The organism is Vibrio sp. 10N.286.49.C3, assembly GCF_041469545.1.
GTDB lineage: Bacteria > Pseudomonadota > Gammaproteobacteria > Enterobacterales > Vibrionaceae > Vibrio > Vibrio tasmaniensis_A.
In genome coordinates this window covers 18777-44109 of the sequence record NZ_JBFRKT010000028.1, presented here as the reverse complement: position 1 = coordinate 44109, position 25333 = coordinate 18777, and the positions used below count along the sequence as shown (strand labels likewise).

The 25333-nt window shown below is 43.2% G+C and carries 22 protein-coding genes; 9 read left to right on the top strand and 13 right to left on the bottom strand.

Features of this window, described 5'->3' with window-relative positions:
* Positions 1–11 precede the first annotated feature (11 nt).
* From AB4180_RS13075 to AB4180_RS13065, 3 genes are all read right to left on the bottom strand, one after another.
* Positions 12–323 (bottom strand): SelT/SelW/SelH family protein, encoded by a 312-nt coding sequence (locus tag AB4180_RS13075; RefSeq protein WP_017096855.1) that lies wholly within the window; start codon positions 321–323, stop codon positions 12–14.
* A 150-nt stretch (positions 324–473) separates the two neighbouring features.
* On the bottom strand, positions 474–989 hold the full coding sequence (locus tag AB4180_RS13070) for a regulatory protein ToxS (protein ID WP_029223803.1): 516 nt from the start codon (positions 987–989) through the stop codon (positions 474–476).
* Position 990: 1 nt separating this feature from the next.
* Positions 991–1902 (bottom strand): transcriptional regulator, encoded by a 912-nt coding sequence (locus AB4180_RS13065; protein ID WP_017096857.1) that lies wholly within the window; start codon positions 1900–1902, stop codon positions 991–993.
* Between the two features lie 270 nt (positions 1903–2172).
* Here AB4180_RS13065 and htpG point away from each other — a divergent pair, with 270 nt between their 5' ends.
* The 3 genes from htpG to hemH all read left to right on the top strand — a co-directional run bounded on the left by htpG (position 2173) and on the right by hemH (position 6350).
* Positions 2173–4077 (top strand): molecular chaperone HtpG, encoded by a 1905-nt coding sequence (gene htpG, locus AB4180_RS13060; RefSeq protein ID WP_102250397.1) that lies wholly within the window; start codon positions 2173–2175, stop codon positions 4075–4077.
* A 388-nt stretch (positions 4078–4465) separates the two neighbouring features.
* On the top strand, positions 4466–5110 hold the full coding sequence (adk, locus tag AB4180_RS13055) for an adenylate kinase (protein ID WP_004734238.1): 645 nt from the start codon (positions 4466–4468) through the stop codon (positions 5108–5110).
* Between the two features lie 277 nt (positions 5111–5387).
* Positions 5388–6350 carry a ferrochelatase gene (gene hemH / locus AB4180_RS13050; protein WP_102250396.1) on the top strand — a complete coding sequence of 321 codons (963 nt, stop codon included), beginning with the start codon at positions 5388–5390 and terminating at the stop codon, positions 6348–6350.
* Between the two features lie 106 nt (positions 6351–6456).
* On the opposite strand, the gene AB4180_RS13045 is transcribed toward hemH, so the two are convergent.
* On the bottom strand, positions 6457–7842 hold the full coding sequence (locus tag AB4180_RS13045) for a peptide MFS transporter (RefSeq protein ID WP_012604544.1): 1386 nt from the start codon (positions 7840–7842) through the stop codon (positions 6457–6459).
* Positions 7843–8343: 501 nt separating this feature from the next.
* Between AB4180_RS13045 and rfaH the strand changes: the two genes are divergently transcribed.
* The gene (rfaH, locus tag AB4180_RS13040; protein WP_012604543.1) at positions 8344–8850 is read left to right on the top strand and encodes a transcription/translation regulatory transformer protein RfaH; all 507 of its coding nucleotides are present in this window, start codon (positions 8344–8346) and stop codon (positions 8848–8850) included.
* An 82-nt stretch (positions 8851–8932) separates the two neighbouring features.
* Here the strand turns inward: rfaH and asnB are convergent, their stop codons facing one another.
* The 4 genes from asnB to nagA all read right to left on the bottom strand — a co-directional run bounded on the left by asnB (position 8933) and on the right by nagA (position 14861).
* The gene (gene asnB / locus AB4180_RS13035) at positions 8933–10603 is read right to left on the bottom strand and encodes an asparagine synthase B (RefSeq protein ID WP_012604542.1); all 1671 of its coding nucleotides are present in this window, start codon (positions 10601–10603) and stop codon (positions 8933–8935) included.
* Between the two features lie 234 nt (positions 10604–10837).
* Positions 10838–12424 (bottom strand): cation:proton antiporter family protein, encoded by a 1587-nt coding sequence (locus tag AB4180_RS13030; RefSeq protein ID WP_009847336.1) that lies wholly within the window; start codon positions 12422–12424, stop codon positions 10838–10840.
* An 83-nt stretch (positions 12425–12507) separates the two neighbouring features.
* Positions 12508–13722, bottom strand: a complete 1215-nt coding sequence (locus AB4180_RS13025; RefSeq protein WP_009847335.1) for an ROK family protein — start codon at positions 13720–13722, stop codon at positions 12508–12510.
* Positions 13723–13724: 2 nt separating this feature from the next.
* Positions 13725–14861, bottom strand: a complete 1137-nt coding sequence (gene nagA / locus AB4180_RS13020) for an N-acetylglucosamine-6-phosphate deacetylase (RefSeq protein WP_009847334.1) — start codon at positions 14859–14861, stop codon at positions 13725–13727.
* 475 nt (positions 14862–15336) lie between these two features.
* On the opposite strand from nagA, the gene nagE reads away from it, so the two are divergent.
* Complete coding sequence (nagE, locus tag AB4180_RS13015; RefSeq protein ID WP_029222967.1) at positions 15337–16896, top strand: N-acetylglucosamine-specific PTS transporter subunit IIBC; 1560 nt, start codon at positions 15337–15339, stop codon at positions 16894–16896.
* Positions 16897–17198: 302 nt separating this feature from the next.
* On the top strand, positions 17199–18866 hold the full coding sequence (gene glnS / locus AB4180_RS13010; protein WP_102250395.1) for a glutamine--tRNA ligase: 1668 nt from the start codon (positions 17199–17201) through the stop codon (positions 18864–18866).
* Between the two features lie 198 nt (positions 18867–19064).
* On the opposite strand, the gene fcrX is transcribed toward glnS, so the two are convergent.
* Positions 19065–19514: a ferric iron uptake transcriptional regulator FcrX gene (fcrX, locus tag AB4180_RS13005; protein ID WP_004734226.1), complete on the bottom strand. Its 450-nt coding sequence runs from the start codon at positions 19512–19514 to the stop codon at positions 19065–19067.
* A 207-nt stretch (positions 19515–19721) separates the two neighbouring features.
* On the opposite strand from fcrX, the gene AB4180_RS13000 reads away from it, so the two are divergent.
* Complete coding sequence (locus AB4180_RS13000; RefSeq protein WP_009847330.1) at positions 19722–20228, top strand: DUF4442 domain-containing protein; 507 nt, start codon at positions 19722–19724, stop codon at positions 20226–20228.
* Between the two features lie 96 nt (positions 20229–20324).
* On the opposite strand, the gene fldA is transcribed toward AB4180_RS13000, so the two are convergent.
* From fldA to AB4180_RS12985, 3 genes are all read right to left on the bottom strand, one after another.
* Entirely contained in the window at positions 20325–20858 is a 534-nt protein-coding gene (gene fldA / locus AB4180_RS12995) for a flavodoxin FldA (protein WP_009847329.1), read from the bottom strand.
* A gap of 57 nt (positions 20859–20915) precedes the next feature.
* Positions 20916–21134: a DUF2788 domain-containing protein gene (locus AB4180_RS12990; protein WP_009847328.1), complete on the bottom strand. Its 219-nt coding sequence runs from the start codon at positions 21132–21134 to the stop codon at positions 20916–20918.
* Between the two features lie 108 nt (positions 21135–21242).
* A complete protein-coding gene (locus AB4180_RS12985) occupies positions 21243–22004 on the bottom strand; it encodes an alpha/beta fold hydrolase (RefSeq protein ID WP_102250394.1) in 762 nt (253 codons plus the stop codon).
* Between the two features lie 93 nt (positions 22005–22097).
* Here AB4180_RS12985 and seqA point away from each other — a divergent pair, with 93 nt between their 5' ends.
* On the top strand, positions 22098–22637 hold the full coding sequence (gene seqA / locus AB4180_RS12980) for a replication initiation negative regulator SeqA (RefSeq protein ID WP_009847326.1): 540 nt from the start codon (positions 22098–22100) through the stop codon (positions 22635–22637).
* 91 nt (positions 22638–22728) lie between these two features.
* On the top strand, positions 22729–24375 hold the full coding sequence (gene pgm / locus AB4180_RS12975) for a phosphoglucomutase (alpha-D-glucose-1,6-bisphosphate-dependent) (RefSeq protein WP_102250393.1): 1647 nt from the start codon (positions 22729–22731) through the stop codon (positions 24373–24375).
* 121 nt (positions 24376–24496) lie between these two features.
* On the opposite strand, the gene AB4180_RS12970 is transcribed toward pgm, so the two are convergent.
* Entirely contained in the window at positions 24497–25255 is a 759-nt protein-coding gene (locus AB4180_RS12970) for a DUF1853 family protein (RefSeq protein WP_102250392.1), read from the bottom strand.
* Positions 25256–25333: the final 78 nt, after the last annotated feature.

Here is a 25333-nt window from a genome sequence, read left to right as displayed (position 1 = left end):
TTAGAAAAGGCTTACTTTGAGTCTACGTGGCCGAGGTCCCTGTCTGGAGCAATGATGTTTCGCACTCTTTGCTTCAGAACTTTAGCTTCAGGAAAACCGTCGTCCGCTTTTCTTTCCCAAATCTGTATTCCATTACAAAAAACCTCAAATCGACCTCCGGTATCAGGGTGTAAACTCACTTGCTCTATCTCTTCACTGAAAGTATGCAGTAACTCTTGGCATAACCAACTAGAACGAAGCATCCAATTGCATTGACGACAATAGTGTATTGCGATGGTTGCCTTGGTGATTGATGCACTTACCGAGCTTGGTTCTGTATTCATAGATACCCCTAAAAATCCTAAAACAGTAGTTTGATGTCAACAGTTAATAAAAAAGGGGCATCATGCCCCTTTCTATTGGTATATCGTTTAATGATATACAGTAAATCACTGTTGAGTTTTAGCTTAATCTGATTTTAGTTTGAGACAATATTAGTTTGAGAATAACACAGTAGAACCATGATTTAAGCTAGTGAGCAGCAGTGCTTTCTGATTAATAATATCAATGCGTCGGCTTTGCTCTGCATCCATCTTAATCACTTGAGTTATCAGTTCTAGCTGCTCTTCCGAAAAATCTTGGCGCTCAGCAGAAGTCACATCTTTAAACTCCGTTGGTGAAATCAGTAAATAGTTATCGTTGATATCCCACTGACCTGTTTCGGAGATATTGATGACGTTTGCGGGTGCAGTCTGAGTGCTATACAACCTAACCACTGACATTCTCAAATACGTACCATTTGGTAGGTATTTTGCATTCGATGACAACTCAACTTTACGCAGTGGTCCGATTGAATCCTCTTGCTTGAGATCGCTAATCAGCGTCACCATTTTCGATTGCCATTCGTGTTGTGTCAGCAAACGCTCTACTTTTGCATCGCTACCCCAGTACAACCAACCGCTAAAGAAAGCAGAGATAACCAGTAAAATAATGGATACTTTTAATTTCATGTTACTGACCACCGTTACAAATGTCGTTTACATCCGACTGGTTTGCGTAAATTCTTAGAGTTACATTCTCGCTCGAGTAATCTTGAGGGTGAATATAGTTTAGAGCTAGATTGTTACCTTGCCCGCCTGTTGCAATCACCTCAGTTGGCTTTAGCATGCCTGTGTGGTTGGTGTTGTAACGCAATACACATTTCTCTATCGCTGGTAGCCAACTAGTCAGAGTTGGGTGGTTAATTGGTGTTTGAACTTTGACACCATTAACCTCTGCTAATGTTCGAAACTCTGACTCTGCTGGGTTCGTTAAAGTTAAAACGAGTACTGGCATGATGAAAGCGACAAGCAATATTCCAAACGTTAACATTTTATTTGGGCTTTCAGTTTTAGGTTCAGCCTGATTGGTCGCCTGTTCCGATTCGACATGGGGCTCTTGAGCCTTTGCAATTGGCTCTGGGTCGATAGTTTCAGTGATGACCTCATCAGCTAATGTGGTATTGGCAAACGTTAAGATAGGTTCTACGTCATTTTCTGCAATTTCAGCTGTTGTTGGCTGATCGTTTGATGACAGTGGTGCTGAGCGTTCAACAGTCGCAATAAATTGGTAACCGCGTTTAGGAACTGTCTTAACAAATGCAGGAGACTTGGTTGAGTCTTTTAGCATTTTTCTGAGTGTTGATACCGCTTGCGTTAAGCTGGAGTCGTCCACCTCAAAGCCTTGGTCTCGCCAAACATATTCGTGTAATTCGTTACGAGTGATAACTTCATTGGGTCTTTCTGACAGCATCAGGAGAATGCGGCTTTCATTGCTGCCAAGACGTACGACTTCACCGTCGCTCATCTGATCAACAAGTGAGTTGCTATTTGGGTCAAATACGAACCGCTGTGCGAGAATAAACTTTGTGCCGATATTGCTCATTGAACTCTTCTATTTTGGATGATTTGGGGTGCGAAATAGACAAATTTCAGGTGAAGTTCTGTTAATTCTTCACCAAATCATGGCTTCTTTTATGTTCTTTTATATTTATAACACTCAAGGATAATAAAAACAGATCAAAAAAACAGTGTTTTTATGCTTTTTGACCTTGAATTTACATTTGTCATCCTCATGTTAATGAACATAAGAGAGGCATAATGTGCAACGCCCCTATGATTATTCAACATAAAGTATAGATGTTTTGGAGTAAAAATGAGCGAAACGGCAACGCAAAATAAAGAGACTCGTGGCTTTCAATCTGAAGTAAAACAACTACTTCACCTAATGATTCACTCACTGTATTCAAATAAAGAAATCTTCCTACGTGAGCTGATCTCTAACGCATCTGACGCGGCTGATAAGCTTCGTTTTCAAGCGCTATCAAATGGCGACCTTTACCAAGGCGATGCTGATTTAGGTGTGAAACTTTCGTTTAACGCTGAAGCAAATACTTTAACGATCTCTGATAACGGCATAGGTATGAGCCGCGACAACGTTATTGAGCATTTAGGTACTATTGCTAAGTCAGGCACAGCTGACTTTTTCTCAAAGCTGTCTGAAGACCAAAGCAAAGACTCTCAGCTTATTGGCCAATTTGGTGTTGGTTTCTATTCTGCATTTATCGTTGCAGACGCAGTGACTGTTCGCACTCGAGCTGCTGGACTTGCTAATGACCAAGCCGTGCAATGGCACTCTGCGGGTGAAGGTGATTACACCATTGAAGACATCATGAAAGAATCTCGTGGTACAGACATCATTCTTCATATGCGTGAAGACGGCAAAGAGTTCTTAAATGAATGGCGTCTACGTGAAGTGATTGGTAAGTATTCTGATCACATCGGTATTCCTGTCTCTATCTTCACAGCGGTGAAAGATGACGAAGGTAAAGACACCGAAGAGAAGCATTGGGAGCAAATTAACAAGGCTCAAGCGCTTTGGACTCGTAACAAGTCTGATATCGAGAAAGAAGAGTACCAAGAGTTTTACAAGCACGTATCTCACGACTTTGCTGATCCACTAACCTGGAGCCACAACAAAGTTGAAGGTAAGAACGACTACACAAGCCTACTTTACATCCCAGCTAAAGCACCTTGGGATATGATGAATCGTGACCATAAGAGCGGCTTGAAACTATACGTGCAACGTGTGTTTATTATGGATGACGCAGAGCAGTTTATGCCATCTTACATGCGCTTCGTTCGTGGCTTGATTGATTCAAACGATTTACCATTGAACGTGTCTCGTGAAATCCTTCAAGATAACAAAGTGACTCAGTCTCTTCGTGGCGCATGTACTAAGCGTGTACTCACTATGCTTGAGCGCATGGCAAAGAATGACAACGACAAGTACTTGGAGTTTTGGAAAGAGTTCGGCTTAGTATTGAAAGAAGGCCCAGCAGAAGACATGGCGAACAAAGAAAAAATCGCTGGTCTACTTCGTTTCTCATCAACGGAAGTGGATTCTGTTGAGCAAACCATCAGCCTAGCTTCTTACGTAGAACGTATGAAGGAAGGTCAAGACAAGATCTATTACCTAACAGCGGATAGCTATGCTGCAGCTAAGAACAGCCCACACTTGGAGCAGTTCAAAGCAAAAGGCATTGAAGTTGTTCTCATGTACGATCGTATTGATGAGTACGTAATGAATTACCTGACTGACTTCGACGGTAAGCAGTTCCAGTCGATCACAAAAGCAGGCTTAGACCTAAGCAAGTTTGAAGGTGAAGAAGAGAAAGAGAAGCAAAAAGAGACAGAAGAAGAGTTCAAATCTGTTGTTGAGCGCACTCAATCTTACCTAGGTGGTCGTGTTAAAGAAGTTCGTACTACTTTCAAGCTCGCAACAACACCTGCGGTTGTGGTGACTGATGACTTCGAAATGGGCACGCAAATGGCTAAGCTTCTTGAAGCTGCGGGTCAAGCTGCACCTGAAGTTAAGTACATCTTTGAGATTAACCCTGAGCACGCACTTGTGAAACAGATGGCTGATGAAGCGGACGAACAAGCGTTTGGCCGTTGGGTTGAGCTACTACTGGGTCAAGCTATGCTGGCTGAAAAGGGCTCAATGGAAGATCCGTCACAATTCTTAGGTGCAATCAACGAACTACTGACAAAACGTTAGTCTTTCGACTTTGGGCTAAGCTCATAATTATAAATAAAAGCTCGCTAATGCGGGCTTTTTTTGTGAACGTCGCTTAACTTCATCGAAATGTCGCTAAAGTTACCAATGAGACGAACGCAAACGCTGTCGATACATTCTTTAGTCTTAATTTCAGCAAAATTGAATATTAATGTGATAGAATGCTCGACCTAATCAGCTGGCACTATGAACCTATCATCTCCAGTTGTATGATTTTTAAACGTTATACCGAAACTTACCGTTTTGCTTCTGTTTACAGTTGTGCTTAGCCTCAGTTGTTACCTAACCTCTCTTGTTCGATTTAAATTGAACCAGAAAGGCGGGATAGTGAGCTTCGGTATAAATCATAATTTTTATAAGAGGATTAAACATGCGCATCATTCTTCTAGGTGCTCCTGGCGCGGGTAAAGGTACTCAAGCTAACTTCATCATGAACAAATTTGGTATCCCTCAAATTTCAACTGGTGACATGCTACGTGCTGCTATCAAAGCGGGTACTGAGCTTGGTAAGCAAGCAAAATCAGTAATCGACGCTGGTCAGCTAGTTTCTGATGAAATTATCCTTGGTCTAATCAAAGAGCGTATCGCTCAAGATGACTGTGAGAAAGGTTTCCTACTAGACGGTTTCCCACGCACAATCCCTCAAGCTGATGGCCTAAAAGAAATGGGTATCGCAGTAGACTACGTTGTTGAATTCGACGTAGCTGACGATGTGATTGTTGAGCGTATGGCTGGTCGTCGTGCTCACCTTCCTTCTGGTCGTACATACCACAGTGTGTACAACCCACCTAAAGAAGAAGGTAAAGATGACATCACTGGCGAAGAGCTTGTTGTACGTGATGACGACAAAGAAGAAACAGTTCGTGCACGTCTAGGCGTATACCACGATCAAACGGCTCCGCTTATTTCTTACTACGGTAAGGAAGCAGAAGCAGGTAACACTAAGTACCTTAAATTTGATGGTACTAAGCAAGTTGCTGAAGTTAGTGCAGAACTTGAGAAAGCACTAGCATAATTGGCTAACAGCCAGTTTTAGAATTTGATATATTGGAAGCGACCGTTAAGGTCGCTTTTTTTGTTTCAATTTTTAGTAATATACCAATCTAGATAAACTCGATTGTGCACTGTTTCCGCGGTACGGCTTAGATTCGCGAGGCTAATGCTCAAGGTGATGTTGTGATAACCCAGGTTAAGAACGATTATTCTTAAATTTAGTGGCGCAACAATGATCTTAAACTTATGCCGATTAGTATATTACGTTCCAGAAAATCACACATTGGTCTCAGGTATCTATGGAAAATAATAAAAAGCAGGGCGTTTTACTGGTGAACTTAGGAACACCAGATTCGGCGACCCCGGCTGGCGTTCGTCGATTTTTGAGTGAATTCTTACACGATAAGCGAGTCGTAAATCTAACGCGTTGGCTTTGGTGTCCTATTTTACATGGGGTGATCTTACCGGTTAGAGCGCCGAAAGTGGCTAAGCTGTATCAGTCTGTTTGGATGGATGAAGGCTCACCACTGCTTGTGTACTCTCAAAGACAAGCCGAAAAGCTCCAGAAAAAATTACAGATACCCGTAGCGCTGGGTATGACCTATGGTAACCCAAGCCTTAAAACGGGCGTTGAGCAATTAATGGATCAGGGCGTTGAAGACATCATCGTATTGCCTTTATATCCTCAATACTCAGGCACAACCACAGCGGCCGTATCTGATGGCTTAACCAAGGCCTTTAAGCAGATGCCAGTGATTCCGAGCTATCGCTTTATTCGCGACTACTACGCGCACCCAAGCTACGCAAAAGCATTGGCTGAAAGCGTGCGTAGCCATTGGGATAAAAATGGTAGAGCCGATCATTTAGTTTGTTCTTTCCACGGTATTCCGAAACGATTGGCTGATGAAGGCGACATCTACCCACAGCATTGTGAAGCGACAACAGAGCTCCTTGCTGCTGAGTTAGGCTTATCAGCGGACGATATCACCATGACATACCAATCTCGATTTGGTCGAGAAGAGTGGTTGAAGCCATACACTGACGAGACACTTGAATCATTGCCAAGCAAAGGCATCAAAAAAATCGATATTATGGCGCCTGCATTTTCTGTGGATTGTTTAGAAACGTTAGAAGAGATTTCGGATCAGTGTAAAGAGACCTTCATTGACGCTGGTGGCTCAGACTTTAGCTACATTACGTGTCTGAATGATAGAGACTCGCACATCGATATGATGGCGGAGTTAGTGGCGCTGTATCGTTAAATACGACTTCGCCTAAACTGTCATGCACATCTAAAAATAACAAAAGGGCTGCTCATTGAGCAGCCCTTTTTGATCTGGATGTTTCTTCTTGAAATAGGTCTAGATATTAAGCAACCGAAGTTTCTGCTTTTGGCTCTGCTTCAAGCATCATGTTGCTTTCTACGCCATGCATCCATGATACAAGCTTGCCAGCACAAAGAAGAAGTAAGACGCCACTTATTGTCGCTGTAATTGCGATACCACCGAAGATAGACATTGCGCCAAGCTCACCAACGTGAGAACCCACAAGGCCAGCTACGTAGTTTGCGACAGCGTTGAAGCCAAACCATGCACCCATCATTAACGATGCGAGACGAAGCGGAGCTAATTTAGTGACCAACGACAGGCCAATAGGAGATAGACAAAGTTCGCCAAGGGTATGGAAGAAGAAAGCACCGACTAGCCACAGCATTGATGTTTTCACTGTTAGGTCGCCACCTTGCTCCATTACAGCGCCCATCATGCACACAAAACCAAGAGCTAGGAAGAACAAAGCCATTGCAAATTTCACTGGAGAATTTGGTTCACGCTTACCAAGCTTAACCCAAAATGCAGCAATGATTGGTGCAAGTGTAATGATGAAGAATGGGTTCAGAGATTGGAACCACGCCGCTGGGACTTCAAAGCCACCAATCATGCGGTCAGTATATTGTTGAGTATAGATATTCATCAGACCGCCAGCTTGTTCAAAGCCCGCCCAGAAAACTATGACGAATAGACCCATAACCAGAATAACTTTTAATCGATCGAACTCTTCTTTGGTTAGTGGCGTTTTTTCTTTTGATTTGTTCAGTGCTTTTGCTCGCGCAGCTGCGGGCACTGAACCAATGTTACCTAACCAAGATTGAGCCATTGTCATTTGCATGATTAAGCTAATAACCATACCAATACCAGCGGCTAAGAAACCTGCTTTCCAGCCGAAAGAGTCGACAGCAGCGCCTGAAATCAAGCCACCTAATAATGCACCTAAGTTGATGCCCATGTAGAAAATGGTGAATGCACCGTCACGGCGGTTATCGCCTTCTTGGTATAGGTCGCCAACCATGGTCGAGATGTTTGGCTTAAACATACCGTTACCACTGATAAGTAGTGCTAAACCTAGATAAAGAGCATTTACTTGGTCTAAGCCAATAGCGCCGTTAGGAAGAGCGAGTGTAAACTGGCCGAGTGCCATTAATACACCACCCACTAGGATCGATTTACGTTGTCCTAAGTAGTTATCGGCAATCCAGCCACCGATCAATGGCGTGATGTAGACTAAGCCAGTGTAAATACCGTAGAGATCAAGTGCGTCTTTCGTTGACCAACCAAGTCCACCGTTGAGGGTCGTGTCAGTCAAAAATAAAACAAGGATGGCACGCATCGCGTAGTAGGAGAAACGTTCCCATAGCTCTGTGCTAAATAATAAAAATAGGCCTCTAGGGTGGCCAAAGATGTTGTGATTGCTTGGCATAAGTTTTACTAATTTTAGGTATTAAAAGATTTTATAGTCATTCATGTATACACAGTAGGGTAAAAGTCTGCAATAGGCGTATTTTGTGGTCACGATAACTTGGTTTTGCTAAGGTGTTGATATTAAATAAATTTACTTTTAATGTGGCCCATTCTACTTGTGCTGCAAACTAATTTTCCATATTTGACCTGGTTGGTTAGTAACCTTTTTTAAAACCCTATCCAATAAAAATGTTTAGATCTATTGCCCTAGCCTATCGTTATGATCTTATAGGGAATGTTATTCATATTATCTGCGATATACATATGCTTACAGCAATGAGTCTTTTGATCTCTAAATGTTCCTTGTACAATGACTGACCAAATTTTTTACCTATGACTTTTTGGTTGATAAGTCTGTCTATTCCGCGTAATTTCTCGCTTATCAGGACTCATTTATTAACGGCGACTAAACTGTTTTAGGCTGTGGTTAAATGTCCAAAGAACGAAGATGGCGAGTTAAATGAAACGTTGGTATTTACTTTACTGTAAGCGTGGTGATCAAAAACGCGCTCAACAGCACCTAGAAAACCAGGGGGTAGAGTGCTTTTACCCTCAAATAGAAGTCGAAAAGGTAGTGAGAGGGAAAGAGAAGCTGGTCCAAGAACCGCTGTTCCCATCCTATATCTTTGTCCGTTTTGATTATGAGCAAGGCCCAAGCTTTACTACCGTTCGTTCAACTCGTGGTGTTGTCGACTTTATTAAGTTCGGTGCAAGGCCGTATGAAGTCCAAGGTGATTTGGTTTTTGAGCTAAAAGAGTTCGAGAAGTGTTGTAGTAGCGAAGTTGAAGATTGTTGTGTTGAATTTGAGACTGGGCAAGTTGTCAAAATTAATAGTGGCCAGTTTGCGGGTGTTGAAGCTATTTACCATCAGAAAGATGGCGAAGCTCGATCCATTATGCTCGTAAAAATGATCAGCCAAGTGGTTCCGATCAGTATTGAAAACGAAGCACTACAAGCTCACGTATAAGTTAAATATTAAAAAGTAAAAACTAGGCTTAAAACAAAAAGGCGCATAATGCGCCTTTTTTAGTATTTGATTTTTCAAACGCTTAAGCGTTGTAGGCGTCGTTGTGAACGGCTTGTACCGCACGGCCTGATGGGTCTACACAGTTTTTGAATGACTCATCCCACTCGATCGCTTTTGCTGATGAACAGGCAACTGAAGGGCCGCCAGGTACACACTCTGCCGCCGATTCTAGAGGGAATAGCTCCTCAAAGATTTCACGGTAAGCATAACCTTCTTTGGTTGTTGGTGTGTTGTAAGGGAAACGGAACTGAGCAGCTTCCATTTGTTGATCCGTTACTTTTTCTTCAGCCGTTGCTTTCAATGTATCAATCCAGTCGTAGCCAACACCATCAGAGAACTGTTCTTTTTGGCGCCATGCGATTGAATCTGGTAAGTAGTCTTCAAAACACTCACGTAGGATGTGTTTCTCCATTTTACCGTTACCGCACATTTTGTCTTCAGGGTTTAAACGCATAGCCACATCGATGAACTCTTTATCCAAGAATGGTACACGACCTTCGACTCCCCATGCTGCAAGTGATTTGTTTGCACGAGCACAGTCAAACATGCTTAGAGCAAGAAGTTTACGTACCGTCTCTTCGTGGAACTCTTTTGCGTTTGGCGCTTTATGGAAGTACAGGTAGCCACCAAAGATTTCATCAGCACCTTCACCAGAAAGTACCATTTTGATACCCATTGCTTTGATCTTACGAGCAAGCAAGTACATTGGCGTCGATGCACGAATGGTCGTTACATCGTAAGTTTCGATGTGGTAGATAACATCACGGATTGCATCTAAGCCTTCCTGAATGGTGTAGGTCATCTCATGGTGTACAGTACCGATTTTGTCCGCAACTTCACGTGCAGCAATCAGATCGGGAGCATTTTCTAGGCCAACAGCAAATGAGTGTAGTTGTGGCCACCAAGCTTCTGATTGCTCGTCATCTTCGATACGCATTGCTGCAAAACGTTTAGCGACTGCAGAAGTGATTGATGAATCAAGACCACCAGATAGAAGTACACCGTAAGGAACGTCAGTCATTAGTTGACGCTTAACAGCAGCTTCTAGCGCTTCAGTTAGCTCTTCTTTGCTTGTGCTGTTACCTTGAACGGCTGCGTATTCGTTCCAATCGCGGATGTAGTAGCGTTGAGGTTCTGCATCTTTAGAAGAGTAGAAGCTACCAGGAGGGAACTCACTGATCGTCTTACAAACTGGAACCAGTGCTTTCATCTCTGAAGCAACGTAATAGTTGCCGTGCTCATCGTAGCCTTGGTAAAGCGGGATGATGCCAATATGGTCGCGGCCGACTAGGTATTCGTCTTTCTCTTCGTCATATAAAACGAAAGCGAAAATACCGTTAAGTTCTTCTAAAAGGTCGGCACCCATCTCTTGGTAAAGCGCAAGAATGACTTCACAATCAGAGTCAGTTTGGAACTGGTATTTATCTTCATAGCGAGCGCGAAGTTCTTTGTGGTTATAGATTTCACCATTGACTGCAAGAATGTGCTTTTTATCTTGGCTGTATAGTGGTTGTGCACCACTGTTAAGACCAACGATAGCCAAACGCTCGTGAGCAAGAATTGCTTTTTCACCAGCATAGATACCAGACCAATCTGGGCCACGGTGACGAAGCTTTTTAGACATTTCTAAAGCAATAGGGCGAAGTGCTGCGGCATCACTTTTAATGTCGAGAATGCCAAATACTGAACACATAGAACTTCCTTTTAAATAATTTCTAAATCAACTGTATTCAATTTGCCATTCTGGCTAAAAAAAGCAACCGAATGTGAGCAAAAAAATAATATAAAGGGGTTTATGTTAGAAATTATCTAATTTTAAACTTACTTTGGTGATTGGTGTCTAATTGCGGTTGGTTTTTTAAACAAAAACCTCTCAAAAGTGCAAAAGAACAGCAATTTTGAGAGGTTAACTAGACAATGTTTAGGGCTAGATCTTATTGATGTTTGGGTTTAACTGTTCGCAAACGTGGCGAGCAAAACCGCTACCAGCTTCACTGTAAATGTTGAATGCCGCATCGACACCATTTTCTTTTAATGTTTCTAGTTGATCTGGGTATTCAGCAATCGCGGCAATTTGGCCTTTAAAGTTACGTGACTTCAATTGCTCTAAAGCGGTTTGATTACCTTGGTGATGAGGCATAGCCAAGATCACTAATTTCACGTTTGCTGTATCTAGAATACGCTCCCAGAAATCTGGGTCAGTTGCATCGCCAGAAATAACGTTTCTTCCATGGCTTCTGTGGTTATGTGCCGCGTCTTCACGAACTTCGACACCTAAACTCACTTTGCCGTAGCGTGAGCGTAATTCGTCGTAGGCACCAGTACCAATGCGTCCCATGCCAAGAATTAGAACCTGAGCCCGACCTGGGTCAATTCGTTTGTCACGTTGGTGGAGCTTCTCAGCAGCGTGCTCTTTTAACCAGCGACCTGATTGTTGATAAAGTTTGTGACCCGCTTTGTTGAGAGGTGCAGCGATTAAGAACGACAATGAAACGGCTATAGCCACTGCCACCAAGATATCACCAGACATCCAACCCATCTTAAAAGCAAGGCCACCGACGATGAGGCCAAATTCACTGTAGTTAAACAGTGACAAAGAAGTGAGTAGGGAGGTTCGAACACGGAACTTGAATCGGTTTAGTACCAAGAAGTACAGAACGCCTTTCACTGGCAGTAACAATAAGAACAAGACTGCTAGCATAAAACCCTGAATAGTTGGCTGTTCTGACAAGCCAATATTCAAGAAGAAGCAGACGAGGAAAAGCTCTTTAAGGTTAAACAGCGACTTCGATAGCTCTGAAGCTTTTGGGTGACCGGCTAACAGCATACCTAGGATAAGGGCACCTAAGTCTGGTTTTACGCCTACAAACTGGAACAAGCCAGCACCTACAACTAATGCGAAGAAGATACCGAATAGCACCAACATTTCACCGTGCCCAACCCAATCGAGGACTTTGTAGAACAATGGGCGAAAGAAAGGCAAAGCGAACAGTGCGATCGCATACCACTCTGGAATTTTGCCCGTCGATGCAGTCAAGAATACGACAGCAAAGATATCTTGCATGACCAGAATGCCAATCGCTAGTGTGCCATAGGTAGCATTCATTTCCCCTTTTTCTTGTAGAGACTTGACCGCGAATACAGTACTAGAAAATGAAAGAGCAAAACCGAGTAGAACGATCTGCTCTATTGACATGGCTGCTAGAGATGAAATACCAAGGAACTTAAAACCAAATAGAGCGGCTGCAAAAAACAGAGTGGATAAAAGATTGTGGATCGTTGCGCCAGCCCAGATCTCTTTAGAGAGTAGGGTTTTGATGTCCAGCTTTAAGCCAATAGTAAATAAGAGAAGGGTGACACCAAGGTCAGCCAAAGTAATGATGGTGTCATTGGTTTCAAAGCCAAGGGCATAAAGCCCGAAACCTGCAACCAAAAAACCAACTAATGGGGGGAGGTGGCATTTTAAAGCAATAAATCCTGCGATAAACGCAGTGGATATTAATATAAGTTCCATAACTTGTTGTTGTAGTTCCCTAGCTTAAAAAAACGGGCCGTGTTTATACAAACACGGCCCGCGGAAAATCAGAATTGTTTTCTTTAGTCTTCAAGAAGCTTTTGCAGTAACACACCGTTGAGCATGGCGCGCTTAATCATGGCAAAGGCTCCCATCGTAGGATGTTTATCGATCTGTGATGCTACAATAGGCAGGCCGCTATGGAAAGTCGTTAACGACTGATTCTCTACATTGCGCTTAATTGCAGGGAAAACAATCTCTTGTGCCTTCGTAATATCACCAGCAATGATAACTTTCTGAGGGTTAAACAGGTTAATCGTCATCGCGATAGCCTTACCTAACTGGTTTCCTACTCGAACTAAGCTTTGTTTCGCGAGTTCATCGCCATTGATTGCGTGGTCACAAACATCTTGAATCGTAATATGTTCAAGTTCCGTTAAAGAAGATTCATAGCCTTGCTTAATGAGCTTCTGTACTCGATCAACAATGGCAGGGTTTGCCGCTACGGTTTCAAGACAACCGAAGTTACCACACTGGCACTGTTCTCCTAGCGGATCAATTTGGATATGACCAATTTCACCCACGTTACGGTTATGGCCTAAGAAAACCTGGCCATTAACGATAATACCAGCACCCGTACCACGGTGCACACTGACCAAAATAGAATCTTGACTGTCTTTACTTGCACCGAAGTAGTGCTCAGCAAGCGCCATTCCTCTAACGTCATTACCAACAAAACAAGCCACATGGAAAGTGTCGCGAATAATGTCGCTCAATGCGAGGTTATCGATGTCCGTGTTTGGCATGTACTCAACAACACCGGTTGTTGGGTTAACCAAGCCTGGAAGGGTGACACCAATGGCAATCAGTTGGTCGATCTTTGGCTGATGCTCAGCAATGAAAGCCTTGAGGTTATTGACCAAGCCTTGTGTAAGGTCTGATTGGTCTGAATAATCCAGGTCTTGTTGTTGGAAAGCCAACTCACGACCGCCAAGGTCATGAAGGCTTATTTGAATATAGTCTCTACCTAAGCGTACAGCGACAGAATGAAAAGGGTCGACTTCTGTGGTTAGGGAGATCGCGCGTCTACCGCCAGTAGACGCTTGTTGCGCAACCTCTTTAATGAGGCCGCGCTCCAAAAGTTGGCGGGTAATTTTTGTAACACTTGCCGGTGCGAGTTGGCTTACATCAGCCACTTGTATACGACTGATAGGCCCTTGCTGGTCTATTAGTCGGTATACCGCCGCACTGTTTAGTTGTTTAACTAAGTCTACGTTACCTATTTGTCCGCCATTCATACTTAATTGTGCTCGTATTGTCCATTAACAACAGTCGCTTTAACGTTAAAGTCTCGGTCAAATACAGCTAGGTTTGCAACCATGCCTTTTTTGATTCGACCTAGCTTGCTTTCTACACCGATAGCCGTAGCTGGGTATAGCGTAGCCATGCGAAGAGCTTCGTCTAAAGCGATACCAGCGTGCTCAACTGTATTCTGAACTGCTTCAATCATAGTCAGAGCTGAGCCGCCCAGTGTGCCGTTTTCATCAACACACTTACCATCTCGGTAATATACTTTCTTACCGACAAAAATAAAGTATTCCATGTCAGCACCTGCAGGAGCTGTGGCATCCGTCACTAATACTAACTTTTCTCCCTTGATTTTGTGCGCAATTCTGATGTTTGCGTAATCAACGTGGAAGCCGTCGGCGATGATACCTGCATAAACTTCTGGCGTGTCGTAAATCGCGCCAACAACGCCAGGTTCACGACCAACCATAGGGGTCATTGCATTGAATAGGTGGGTAGCGAAAGTGATACCAGATTCGAAACTTTGTCGAGCTTCTGCGTAAGTCGCGTTTGTGTGGCCGATAGAAACGACAACGCCTGCTTTGTGTAGGCGCTCGATATGTTCTGGATCATTAAGCTCTGGTGCCAATGTTACTTTTGAAACTAGGTCGCTGTTCTCGCAAATCAGTTCAATCATTTCGCTGTCTGATTTACGAATGTGATCGACGCTGTGGATGCCTTTTTTTGCAACGTTTAGGTATGGACCTTCAAGGTGCAGACCTAGTGATTGGTTTTGGTACTGGTTGTGATATTCACGAGCTGCAGTAATAACTGCACGCATATCTTCGTCTGAAGAAGTGATGAGCGTTGGCAGGAAGCTAGTACAGCCTGATTTAAGGTTTGCTTCGTGCATGATCTGCATTGTTTCTGCCGTGATCTCATCGTTAAGCATTACACCGCCACAACCATTCAGTTGTAAGTCAATGAAACCTGGGCTTAGGTTTGCTCCGTTTAGATCGCGAACCTCGATTCCTTCTGGCAATTCAGAGATAGGACAGACTTTTTTGATCAGTTCATTTTCTATTACGACGGCATGATCGGTTAGAACATCACTACCAGTGTAAATTTTACAGTTACTTAGCGCGTACATAGTCAGCTAATCCTTATTTCGTGAGATCTTTTAAATTTGTTCGTTACCTAAATGTGGACTTAGTTTGCGAGCATCATTTACGTAACGATTTATCTTTTATGGGCGAACGGCTTCAAAATGGGAAGCTATTTAAGTTGTTGAAAAACATATGAACAATTGATCTTTATTATACATTTAGGTTCATTGTTAATGATTATTCATAGGGTAATCTAAAGTTAGGAATATCATGTTTTTGCCTAATGATTAGATTTGAATTTTATCTATAAACGCTCATTTTTTTGAATGATAAAATAAGTTTTATGATCTCGCTAGCAAAAACCTCTGGATTTGGTAAAAACTGGTGATTAGGATCACAAATGGTAAGGTTTTAATTTGCGGGGCAAAATTAATTGAATACACTGAATAGGACTAAATTGAGCGACTAAAATAAGTTTCTCAAATGAATTCTAAAAAATCCTATAGGGGGAAACAACTGGTGAATATTCTAGGATATGCACAGAAGCTAGGTAAGGCATTAATGCTACCTATCGCAACACTTCCGATTGCGGCGCTTCTACTACGTTTAGGTCAAGGCGATTTACTTGATATTCCATTCATGGCAGAAGCTGGTGGAGCTATCTTCGGTAACCTACCATTGCTATTTGGTCTAGGTATCGCGATTGGTCTTTCTAAAGACGGTAACGGCGCAGCAGGTCTTGCTGGTGCAGTTGCTTACTTCGTACTAACAGCGACAGCAACAACAATTAACGCTGACGTAAACATGTCATTCTTCGGCGGTATCTTCGCTGGTATCATCGCAGGTCACTCTTACAACGCTTTCCATGCAACACGTCTTCCTGAGTGGCTGGCTTTCTTTGCGGGTAAACGTTTAGTACCTATCATGGCTGGTCTATTTGCACTTGTTGCAGGTGCTGTGTCTGGTGTGGTTTGGCCTGGTGTTCAATCTGGTCTAGACGCACTGGCTCACGCAGTATCAACATCTGGCGCTATTGGTCAATTCGTTTACGGTACTCTTAACCGTGCACTTATCCCTGTAGGTCTACACCACGTATTGAACTCATACTTCTGGTTCGGTATGGGTACATGTCAAGAAATCATCGTTGCTGGTCAAGGCGCATTCGCTAACATCACTCAACTTTGTGTTGACCCATCACTAGCTAAAACTCTAGTTGTTGGCCAAGAGCACACATTCACATTCGCTAACTCTGTGACTCCAGAAATCACTACTGTAGTTAAAGAAGTGACTGAAACTGTTAAATCTGGCGACCTACACCGTTTCTTCGGTGGCGATAAAGGCGCTGGCGTGTTCATGAACGGTTTCTTCCCAGTAATGATGTTCGGTCTACCAGGTGCTGCACTTGCAATGTACCTAGCTGCTCCTGCTGAAAAACGCAGCCAAGTTGGTGGCGCACTGTTCTCAGTTGCATTCTGTTCATTCCTAACAGGTATCACAGAGCCGCTAGAATTCATGTTCGTATTCCTAGCTCCTGCTCTATACGCAATGCACGCTGTATTTACAGGTCTGTCTCTAGTAGTTGCAAACATGTTTGGTACTCTGCACGGTTTCGGTTTCTCTGCTGGTCTTATCGACTTCGTATTGAACTGGGGTCTAGCAACTAAACCATTCGTACTACTACTAATCGGTCTTGGTTTCGGTGCTCTATACTTCTTCACTTTCTCTTTCGCAATCCGCGCTTTCAACTTGAAATCGCCAGGTCGTGAAGATGATGACGAAGCTGTAGCAGCTCCTGCTGGCGACGCACCAAAAGGTGAAGTTGCACGTCAATACCTGAAAGCACTAGGTGGTCACGACAACCTAACTTCAATCGACGCTTGTATCACTCGTCTACGTCTAACTCTTAAAGACCGCTCTATCGCAGATGAAGCTGTTCTTAAGAAGCTTGGCGCTAAAGGTGTGGTTAAACTAGGTGAGAACAACCTACAGGTTATCCTAGGCCCACTAGCTGAAATCGTAGCTGGCGAAATGAAAGCTATCGGTGCAGGTGAAGACCTATCTGATGTAAAACTTCCATAGTGACGGAAGTGCTTAATTAAGAAGTAAAGTTACTCTTAAGTAAGTTTCAAATTGAAAGCCTCCCAAACGGGAGGCTTTTTTGTGCCTACTGTTTAAGGTCAATGAACCCGGTTCGTTCTATTCTTCATCGAATAGCAGAAATAATCGCAATTAACGGACGGTTCTTATTGTGCAAAGGCGAAGAATTGTGGATGATTAGCAACAATGATCTTTCTATCTTTGACAGGCGCTGTAAGCGACCATTTTCATTGGTACAAAAGATAACTTTCTCTGACAATACTAAATACATAGAGGTGCTATAGATGAGTGAAGCTGAGGCTCGTCCATCGAATTTCATTCGCCAAATTATCGATAAAGATTTAGCGGATGGTACACACAGTAGCGTGCATACTCGTTTCCCGCCGGAGCCAAATGGCTACCTGCACATTGGTCACGCTAAATCTATTTGCTTGAACTTTGGTATTGCTCAGGACTACCAGGGACAATGTAATCTTCGTTTCGATGATACAAACCCTGAAAAAGAAGACGTTGAATACGTTGAGTCAATTAAGAATGATGTAAGCTGGTTAGGCTTTGAATGGTCTGGTGATATTTGTTACTCATCAAACTACTTCGATACGCTTTACGCTTATGCTGTGGAATTAATTAATAAAGGCTTAGCGTACGTTGACGAGCTAAGTCCTGATCAAATCCGTGAGTACCGTGGCACGCTAAAAGAGCCAGGTAAAGCGAGCCCATACCGTGATCGCAGCCCTGAAGAGAACTTAGCGTTGTTCGAAAAAATGCGTGACGGTGGCTTTGAAGAAGGTAAAGCGTGTCTACGTGCTAAGATCGACATGAGCTCTTCATTCATGGTTATGCGCGATCCTGTTATCTACCGTGTTCGTTTTGCTCACCACCATCAGACTGCAGACAAGTGGTGCATTTACCCAATGTACGACTTCACTCACTGTATCTCTGATGCGCTAGAGGGTATTACGCACTCTATCTGTACTCTTGAGTTCCAAGACAACCGTCGTTTGTATGACTGGGTTCTAGATAACATCACGATTGATTGCCAACCTCGTCAGTACGAGTTTAGCCGTCTGAATCTTGAATACACGGTAATGTCGAAGCGTAAGCTGAACCAACTTGTGGTTGAAAACCTAGTTGAAGGCTGGGACGATCCACGTATGCCAACTATCTCTGGTTTGCGTCGTCGTGGCTTCACTTCAAGCTCGATTCGTGAATTCTGTAAACGTATTGGTGTGACTAAGCAAGAGAACATGATTGAGTTCGGTTCACTTGAATCTTGTATCCGTGATGATCTGAACGAAAATGCACCTCGTGCAATGGCTGTTCTTGACCCTATCAAGGTCGTGATTGAAAACTACGACGCTGATACAGTAGAAACATTGACGGTAGCAAACCACCCGAACAAGCCAGAAATGGGTACTCGTGAAGTACCATTTACACGTGAAGTTTGGATTGAGCGTGATGACTTCCGTGAAGAAGCAAACAAAAAGTACAAGCGTTTGGTTCTAGGTAAAGAAGTTCGTCTACGTGGTGCTTACGTGATCAAAGCTGAACGTATCGAAAAAGATGCAGAAGGCAACATTACGACTATCTTCTGTTCTTACGACAATGAAACATTGGGTAAGAACCCTGCAGATGGCCGTAAAGTGAAAGGCGTTATTCACTGGGTATCGGCTGATAAAGCGTTGCCTGCTGAGATTCGTTTATACGATCGTCTATTCACAGTGCCAAACCCTGCCGCTGCTGATGATTTCGCTGCAACGCTAAACCCTGAATCACTTGTTACGCTAAACGGTTTTGTTGAACCTAGCCTAGGAGAAGGTGTGGCAGAGCAAGCGTACCAGTTTGAACGTACAGGTTATTTCTGTGTAGATTCGAAAGACTCTAAAGCAGACGCGCTAGTATTCAACCGCACGGTTGGTCTACGTGACACTTGGGGTAAAACTGAGGCTTAATGGCTTTGTTTTTCTCTACTCTATTTTTCCAAGCTCTGTTTCTCGGAGCTTAGTTTCTCAAGAGACGCTTAATAAAAAACCGGCTTAGAGCCGGTTTTTTTGTGTCTGGGAAATAACCAAATTGTGGGCCAAGCTACTGTGATTCTTAATACAATATCAGCCCAAATAAAAAACGCCGGCCTAAGCCAGCGTTCTGTGTTACTTCTTCGCTTTATGTGCGTCTGGGTTGCCTTTGCAATCCCCAGTGATGCTTTTACCATACAGATACAAACTGTGGTTAGTTAGCTGTACATTGTAGCGTTGAGCGATTTCTTTTTGTCTTTCTTCGATAAGATCATCAGAGAACTCGATAACTTCACCGCAGTCTAAACATACTAGGTGATCGTGGTGATGCTGTGTTGAAAGTTCGAATACAGACTTACCACCTTCAAAGTGGTGACGAGTTACAATGCCTGCATCATCGAATTGGTTTAGTACGCGATAAACGGTCGCAAGACCAATCTCTTCACCTAAGTCGATCAGCTTTTTATATAAATCTTCAGCACTAATATGTTGGCAGTCTGGTTGTTGTAATACTTCTAAAATTTTGAGCCGTGGGAGGGTCACTTTAAGACCAGCATCTTTTAGCGCTTGATTATTGTCTGACATATACTTTCCTGTTGATGATCTGCAGCAATTAACAGAATTCAATATTAATACCATTATAGTTTAGTCAGGCATAACAATAAACCACGAACTTCAAAGGGTTACTCACTGACATCACAATCTGTTTTGTAAATTGGAAGTATCTCACTTATAGTGGAGGTACGACCAGCCAGGTGACGGTGTTTTTTGATATGAACATGGATTGTTGTTATGAATAAGCAACTCGCAAAAATATATAAACCTAATATTGTAAAATTTGCACTCAATATTTGGCCTCCCTTTTGGGGCTCGGGAATTCGAATAGCCCACATTAGCGCTGACTTTAGGGTTGTTAAGACTGTGCTCAAGTTGCGGTGGTGGAATAAGAACGCTAATCGGACTCAATATGGCGGCAGTATCTTTTCTCTTACCGATCCCGTTTACTCGTTAATGCTAATGGGGATTTTAGGTGAGCGATATTATGTTTGGGATAAAGAGGCGAGTATTAACTTTATCAAGCCTGGTCAATCCGACTTGTATGCAGACTTTGAGATAAGCCAAGGGCAACTTGAGGATATCTATCGTCAGACACAACTTGGTGAGAAGTGTTTCCCCGAATTTATCATCCACGTTAAAGATAAGCAGGGAAGTGTGGTTTCGGAAATTCAGCGAACTCTCTATGTGAGAAAGAAGCCACAATTTAGAGAGGATGACGAAGCATTAGAAGCTGAGTGTTGATTGATAAACATTGAATAGAAAAAAACCTCCCATAAGGAGGTTTTTTCATATCTACATAACGGTCATTAATTGTAACAATTAACAACCGCTAATGAATTAGTCTTCTAGCTCTGCTAGGCACATCTCTTCGTGGATTTGTTTAACCCAGTTAGATACGCGCTCATCAGTCAGCTCAGGTTGACGGTCTTCGTCAATACATAGACCAACGAATTGGCTGTCATCGCCTTCAACTAAACCTTTCGATGCTTCGAATTCGTAGCCTTCAGTTGACGTGTGACCTAGGATAGTACCGCCTTTTGCTTCAACGATATCACGGATAGTACCCATAGCATCGCAGAAGTATTCTGCGTAATCTTCTTGGTCGCCACAACCAAAAATCGCAACAAGCTTAGTTGAGAAATCAATAGCTTCTAGCTCAGGGAAAAAGTCATCCCAATCACATTGTGCTTCGCCGTAGTACCACGTAGGGATACCAAGCAGCAGCAGATCGAAGTTATCGATATCTTCTTTGCTGCTTTTTGCAATGTCTTGAACTTGAACGAGCTGCTTGCCCAATTGCTTTTGAATCATCTTAGCAACAGCTTCAGTGTTACCTGTATCGCTACCAAAGAAGAGACCTACACTTGCCATAGAATCATTACCTTTCATTTTGTCTGTTGTCGGTGTAATAAAGTTCGGAGGAAATCGTTAGATTCCAGTTCCTTCCCAGCTTAGTTGGATTATCCCTTTTGCGATAAAGCCTGCGCAGCCAAGGAAAAGTACTAACCATACGATACGACGACCAAATGCAGGAACATTTCCCTGCTTTAGAACGTCTTTAATTGCCATTCCGATTAGAAAGAAAATCGCGGCAAACAGAAGATCTAAACCAACAGATTCAATGATGTTCATGTAGTCGTAAAGCATGGGAACCTTATATACCAAATTTGCTTGGGCGCACTATATCACTGTTGTGAGATAAAGTTAATCTGCTGTGATTACACAGCTCTCATTTATATCGACTAATCAACCTATCTAAGTGATGAATTTCCTTATTGCACGGAGCACTTCAGCGGGCTTTTCCGCGTGTAGCCAATGTCCAGTGTTGGCGATAACATGTGCCTTTGCGTTGGAAAACTGCTGTTGAACGGCGGTTTGATGTTCAGCCGTCAGGTAATCAGAGTCACCACCCTTGATTAGCAAGGTTTTGACCGAGGTTTTGTCAATCGGTTCCCAACCATTAATCTGTGGGTAGTTGTTTAAGAGCGAGGCAACATTGAAACGCCATTCCATGATGCCTTGTTCTGATTTGAACAAAGATTTCGTTAAGAACTGGCGAACCCCATCAATTTCGATATGTTTTGCGAGGACCTTAAGCGCCTCTGAGCGTGATGTCGGTTTTTCTTCTATCACAGCTTGTAGGCCTGCGAATACGTTGTCGTGACGACTTTGGGTGTACGCGACTGGTGCCATATCTAAGACAATCAATTTATGCAGCGTCAGATGTTGTGTCAGTGCCATCGCTACCTTGCCACCCATCGAGTGACCAATCACAGTGACACCTTCTAACTCAAGATCATTCAGCAGTTGAGCCACATCTTGTGCCATAGCTTGATAATTATGAGTGTCATTATGGAAAGATTGGCCGTGGTTACGTAGATCGATGCTAAGTACCTGATGATCGGTTTTTAGATCCCTAGCGAGCAAGCCAAGGTTGTCCAAATTTCCGAATAATCCATGGATCAAAACAATGGTGTGACCCTCACCTTCAATTTTATAGTTGAGCTGTACTGACATTTTTATCTTATTCATGGTGGGTTTGACGTAGAGTATCCGCGCGGATCTCGCTATAATCCCTCAGAGTTTAAACATTGAGATTGTGAAAAGCGAATGAAAACAATTGAGGTTGATGAGGACCTATACCGTTTTATTGCGGGTCAGACAGAACGTATTGGCGAAAGCGCTTCAGATATTCTGCGCCGCTTGTTACTGGTTGATAACCAAGGCACGGTTCCGATCGAAGAGATCGTTGAGCCAAAAGGTATCGTTGTTAGCAAAGAGGTAGGCTTTACTCCAGAGAAGTTCGATGGCGTTAAAGAAATGCGCTCACTACTAATATCAGATGAGTTTGCATCACTAAAGAAAGCCATTGATCGTTTCATGCTTGTGTTATCAACACTGCATAAAATCGACCCTTTAAGCTTTTCAGAAGCAACTCAAGTAAAGGGCCGCAAGCGTGTTTACTTTGCAGACAACGAAGCGACATTGTTAGCAAACGGCAACACAACTAAGCCTAAAGCTATTCCACAAAGTCCTTTTTGGGTTATTACGAATAACAATACAAGCCGAAAAAGACAGATGGTTGAACAGCTTATGAGCCGCATGAGTTTCCAAGCAGAATTGATAGAAAAAGTAACAGGTTCAATTTAACGAAATCTGATTTAAACCTCATAATATCCATGGCTAAGAAGATATTATGAGGTTTTTTTGTTTTTAAATTTTATATATAAGGATGTCGATAATGGCTATGCACCCTCGTGCCGGGCAGAAAGCTCTGCAGGAAGATCTTCATAATATCCCGGCTTTAGTTGCAAACTATTTCTTACAGCAACCGGATGCTACTAACCCAGATCATAAAGTACTGTTCGGTACTTCAGGTCACCGCGGTACAGCAGACAAATCAACATTTAATGAAAACCACATTCTAGCGATCGCACAAGCGGTTGCTGAGGTTCGTGCCGATCAAGGTACAACAGGCCCACTTTTCTTAGGCAAAGATACTCACGCTCTATCTGAGCCTGCTTTTTCTACGGTTATTGAAGTACTAGTTGCAAACGGCGTTGAGGTTATCGTTCAAAAAAACAATGGCTTTACTCCAACTCCAGGTATCTCGCACGCGATTCTTACGCACAATCTAGTGAATGATAAAAAAGCTGACGGCATTGTTATCACGCCTTCACATAACCCACCTCAAGACGGGGGCATTAAATACAACCCGACACACGGTGGCCCTGCTGAAGCTGAACTGACTCAAGCGATTGAAGATCGTGCGAATGTGATCATTGCTGAGCAAATGCAAGGCGTTAAGCGCACTCCTATCGCACAGGCTAAACAGTCTGAGCTAGTGAAAGAAGTTGATTTAGTTGCTCCTTACGTTGCTGACTTGGTTAACGTGGTTGATATGGAAGCAATCCAGAAAGCAAACATCAAGATTGGTGTTGATCCACTGGGTGGTAGCGGTATTGATTACTGGCGTCAAATTGGCAAAGCGTACAACCTAGACCTGACTCTGGTCAGTGAAGCGGTTGATCCTTCGTTCCAATTTATGTCTCTAGACAAAGATGGTGTGGTTCGTATGGACTGTTCTTCTCCATACGCAATGGCAGGTTTACTGGCACTTAAAGACGACTATCAATTAGCGTTTGGCAACGACCCAGACTACGATCGCCACGGCATTGTTACGCCAAAAGGCTTGATGAATCCCAACCACTTCCTAGCGGTGTGTATTGACTACTTATACCGCAACCGTGAAGGTTGGGGTAAAGACGTTGCAGTGGGTAAAACACTGGTATCAAGTGCTCTGATTGACCGCGTTGTTGCTGACTTAGGTCGCGAACTTTGCGAAGTGCCAGTGGGATTCAAATGGTTCGTTGATGGCCTATATAACGGTCAGTTTGGTTTCGGTGGTGAAGAGAGTGCGGGTGCATCTTTCTTACGTAAAGACGGAACGCCTTGGTCAACAGATAAAGATGGCCTAATTCTTTGCCTGCTTGCGGCTGAGATCACAGCAGTAACGGGTAAGAACCCACAAGAATACTACGAAGAGCTTGCTGCTAAACACGGTGAGTCTAAGTATAACCGTATTCAAGCGGTAGCAAATGGTGCACAAAAAGACGTACTTAAGAAGCTGTCTCCAGAGATGGTTTCTGCTGAGACGCTTGCTGGTGATGCAATTACTGCACGCCTAACGCATGCTCCAGGTAATGGCGCTGCGATTGGCGGCCTAAAAGTGACGACTGAGAACGGTTGGTTTGCCGCTCGTCCATCAGGTACTGAAGACATCTATAAGATCTACTGTGAAAGCTTTAAAGGCGAAGAGCACCTAAAAGCAATCGAAGCAGAAGCTCAAGAGATTGTTAATCAAGTATTTGCAGCCGCTGGCCTATAATCGAATACAGATTAGTAGAGTTACAAGGTAAATAGTGAAAGGGTTGATGTGAAAGCATCAGCCCTTTTTTATAGTTTGTGGATAAAGCGGCTAGGACTAAGTGGTTGAATAACTGAATAGATTATCCGTGTGGCCAACTTTGTGGCATCACAAACCAAAACTGCCCTGATTTAGTTTGTCCATGAACGAAGCGATCACCAAACTCGGTGATAGGCTCGCAGGTGAAATCATCAGTGCCCGCTGCCCATTGCTCTTTGGTGAGAGGGTAGAGCACTTCCGTAATTAAATGAGCTTGGTTTTGATAGCACCAAAAACCGTTTACTTGGCTGGAATTAATGTCATAGCCCAAACATTCAGTAGGTACTTTTTGATCTAAGAAGGGGTTGGTATATAGGCGACCCTGCATGAGGAGGTGCTTTGAGTCGACATCAATCTCTGGATATTGCTCAACAAAGGCCGTTGAAGACGACATACCCAGCTGGTGGCTCAACATACGATCGAGCTTCTTATCCAATTGATCATGAGAGTTTGGCCCAAACCATGTTTGTTCATGGAGCAGGTAAAACTTAATCGCCACTTCCCAATGTTGCAGTTTTTGGCTGCTCTCTTCTTCAAGAATAAAGTCGATTGCACCGAGAGTTCTACCTTCCACATTGATCTGAATCTCGTCGTGCTTTATCGAGTAATTCGGTGAGGCAACGATGACTTGTTCGCATAGATGCTGGTAGAGGAAACCTAATCTAGGATTACCATCATAAGTATGTGATGAGTCGATGGCATGGTGGCTAGAGAATGCACTGAGATCCGAAACCGGTGGCTTGATTTCTAGTAATGGCGGTGAGTCGATGACCCATTGGTAAAAACGTTGCAGTGCTGTCATCTCTTCCTCATAAACTCATCGTGGGGCTTTCGACATTCTACCCGTAAATTGATATAACGACGTTATTATAAAGGTAAG